A 2,979-nucleotide genomic window follows, 5' to 3' on the forward strand; every position below is an offset into this window, starting at 1 on the left:
CCTCTATCCCGATCGGGTCCCGCCGGCGCCGGCGACCGCCATGGCAGTGCTGAAACCCGGCCAGCAGGTCCAGTCGATGATTGCGGGCCACGTCGTGAAGCGCGACACCCGGCTGGTCTCCGGCCTCCAGCCTGGCCTGTCGACACGCTGCACTTTCACTACCGCCCAGGAGATCACGCTGTGGCCGATCGAGATCAGCTCGGTCAGCTATTTCCAGGATCGCAGCGGACTGGCGGCGGCCGGCATCGGGCCGGTCGGCGGCGTGGCCGGCCAAGCGGCGCTGCGCATCGCGCTCACCCGCACCGGCAAAGGCAAATTCAACGAACTCGCGCTTGACCAGCTTGATCTCTATCTTGCCGGCCGCAGTAAGGCGCCGCTGATTTTTGACGCCATTTTCGGCGCCTGTTCGGCGGTTGGCGCGCGCACCGAGGGCAAGACCAACCCGATATCGCCGCTGCCGGAACCCGAAATGGTCGGCATTCGCGACGACGAAGCCTTGATGCCGCGTACCCGTCCGACATTCGAAGGCTACCGCCTGCTGCGGGAATATTTCATGATGCCCGAGCGCTTCCACTATGTGCGGGTTTCTGGCCTGAACCCGGTGGTGCGCAAATGCGACGGAGGGCTGGAGGTCATTTTCCTGTTCCGGCGGCCCGTACCTGAGCTTGCCGACCTTACGCCCGCCGATTTCGAGCTCTTCGTAACCCCGATCATCAATCTCTTCGAGCGCGAGTGCAACATCGTCGAGCTCGATCCCCGCCGGACGCGGCAGGTACTGCATGCCGACCGTACGCGGGCGCGCGACTTCGAGATCTATCGGGTCACGCGGGTCGAGGACGCCGAGAGCGAGGGCAGCGACGCCGAAATACCCGAGCTCTTCAGCCTGGGGCAAAACCGCGGCAGCGGCTGGGTCTACTCCACCGAGCGCCGGCCGCGCCGGCCCACCGAGGATGAGCGGCGCGATGGCCTGACCCGCACCTCCTACACCGGGGACGATGTCTTCCTGGCCGTTTCGCGTCCCATCGCAAGCCCGGCGAACCGACCTCTGAGGCGCCTCGACATCATGGCGCTTTGCACCAATCGCGACCTGCCGATCCTCGACGACAATCCAACGCTGACGCTGGAGACGGGCGACCCGGTCGAGGCGGTCAGGCTCATCGGCGCGTTGCGTCCGCCGCAGCCGGCGATCCCGGCGGCGCTGCCGGCGGGCGCCGAGGGGGAATCCAGGGCCGACAATCTCGCCTGGCGGCTGGTGGCCCAGCTCGGGCTCAATTTCCTCAGCCTTGCCAAGGAAGGTCGCGGTGTCGATCCGCTCCATGCGTTGCTCGACCTCTATGCCGACCGCGGCGATCCGGGTCTCGCCCGCAACGTGCATTCGATCGTGCGCATCGACTCGCGCCCGGTCATCGAACGACTGCAGATCGACGGGCCGATGTGCTTCGGGCGGGGCACGGAAGTAACGTTGCATGTGGACCAGTCCGTGCTCGCGGGACAAAGCACCCTGCTGCTTTCGGCCTTGCTCGCGCGGCTGTTCGCCCGCCATGCCGGAATAAACGGCTTTGTGCGGACCCGCACGCGGCTGCTGCAGAAGCAGGAGGATGTGCCATGGCCGATGACGCCCGGCAATCGCTACCTGATCTAGGCAGCATCGGATCGGGCCGGAGCGAGGGCCTGTCCCAATCGTTCGACTTCTTCGAGCTGCTGCGCCGGCTCGAACGCAGGGGCGGCCTATTCGGCCATTCCGGCCGGTTGGAACGCGAGCCGGCAAGACTCGGACAGCATGTGCGCCTGAGCTTCTCGGCCAGGGACGTGGTGGACTTTCAGGAAGCCGCCGACAACACGCCGGCGCGGGTCACGGTTGCAAATCTCGGCCTGATGGGACCTGAAGGTCCGCTGCCGCTGCATCTGACCCGCTGGGTGCTTGATCGCCTGTCGCAGCGCTGGTTCACCGGCGCCGATGCCAGGCAGACCAGCGACACGACCTTTGTGGACTTCGTCAACATCCTCCAGCATCGCATGATTGCCCTGTATTACCGGGCTTGGGCGGATGCCCACTCGGGAGTGCAGGTCGAACGCGCTGTCGGCGGCCGCGTCCGCGCAATGCTCGAGGCGATGGCCGGCATTGGCCTTCCCGGCACCCAGGACCCCGAACTCGACACCGTCAAGCTGCGCCAGGCCGCTTCGCTTGCCAGCCAGGTCGACGGTCCGGAACGGCTCACCCTGTATCTCGCCGAAGCCTTCAAGGTGCCGGTGCAGGTCAAGGAGTTCGTCGCCGCTTGGATATCGGTGCCGACCGCGCTGCAGAGCCGCCTGGCCAAGGCCTACGCGGCCCTCGGCCGCGGGGCGACGATCGGCCCGCGCGTTTTCAGCCGCCAGAGCAGGATCGAGCTGCGCGTCGGCCCCCTCGGCCTGGAGGACTTCAAGTCGTTTCTGCCGGGCAGCCGGCGGCTGACGCTGTTCAACCACGCGGTTCGCGACATGATCGGGGAAACGCTCGACGTCGACCTGCGTATCGTGCTCGCTCGCGAGGCCGTGCCGCCGCCTCGCGTCGGAACCGTCCAGCTTGGCCGGACCGCCTGGCTTGCGCGGCCCCCCGAAAGGGGAGATGCTGACGATCTGCGGCTGCGCACGATCGTCGGATGGCGGCCGGAGATAGCGGAGGTCGCGGCATGAGTCTGCTGCTGACGCTGGAGCAAGGGCCACGCACCCAGGCGGTAAGGCAGACCCGGCTGGACGAGGGCGAACTGGTGATCGGCCGCAGCGCCGACGCCGGCTGGCAGATCGACGATCCGGACATGTTCGTCTCGCGCGCCCATTGCAAGATCACCGGCGGGCAGGACGGCTATTTCGTCACCGACACCTCGAGCAGTGGACTGTTCATAAACGACTCCGACAGCCCGCTCGGCGCCGGCAGGTCGGCACGCCTGCAAAGCGGCATGCGGCTGAGGCTCGGCGACTACATACTCCATGTCGACCTGC

3 protein-coding genes are annotated in these 2,979 nt (G+C 66.9%); all 3 read left to right on the top strand.

Annotated features, from left to right (window positions below; genetic code table 11):
- The coding region (tssF, locus tag EN745_RS32820) for a type VI secretion system baseplate subunit TssF (protein ID WP_127423168.1) at window positions 1-1,642 on the top strand (1,642 nt) is incomplete at its 5' end.
- Entirely contained in the window at window positions 1,606-2,673 is a 1,068-nt protein-coding gene (tssG, locus tag EN745_RS32825; protein WP_127423169.1) for a type VI secretion system baseplate subunit TssG, read from the top strand. The genes tssF and tssG, both read left to right, overlap by 37 nt.
- A partial coding sequence (locus EN745_RS32830) for an FHA domain-containing protein (RefSeq protein ID WP_127423170.1) occupies window positions 2,670-2,979 on the top strand: 310 nt, incomplete at its 3' end. The genes tssG and EN745_RS32830, both read left to right, overlap by 4 nt.

It is taken from the genome of Mesorhizobium sp. M4A.F.Ca.ET.022.05.2.1 (assembly GCF_003998845.1).
In the GTDB taxonomy this organism is placed as follows: domain Bacteria; phylum Pseudomonadota; class Alphaproteobacteria; order Rhizobiales; family Rhizobiaceae; genus Mesorhizobium.

Bases quoted from the DNA above. Each gene is read 5' to 3' on its own strand.
- tssG (WP_127423169.1), top strand. From the start codon at position 1,606: ATGGCCGATGACGCCCGGCAATCGCTACCTGATCTAGGCAGCATCGGA.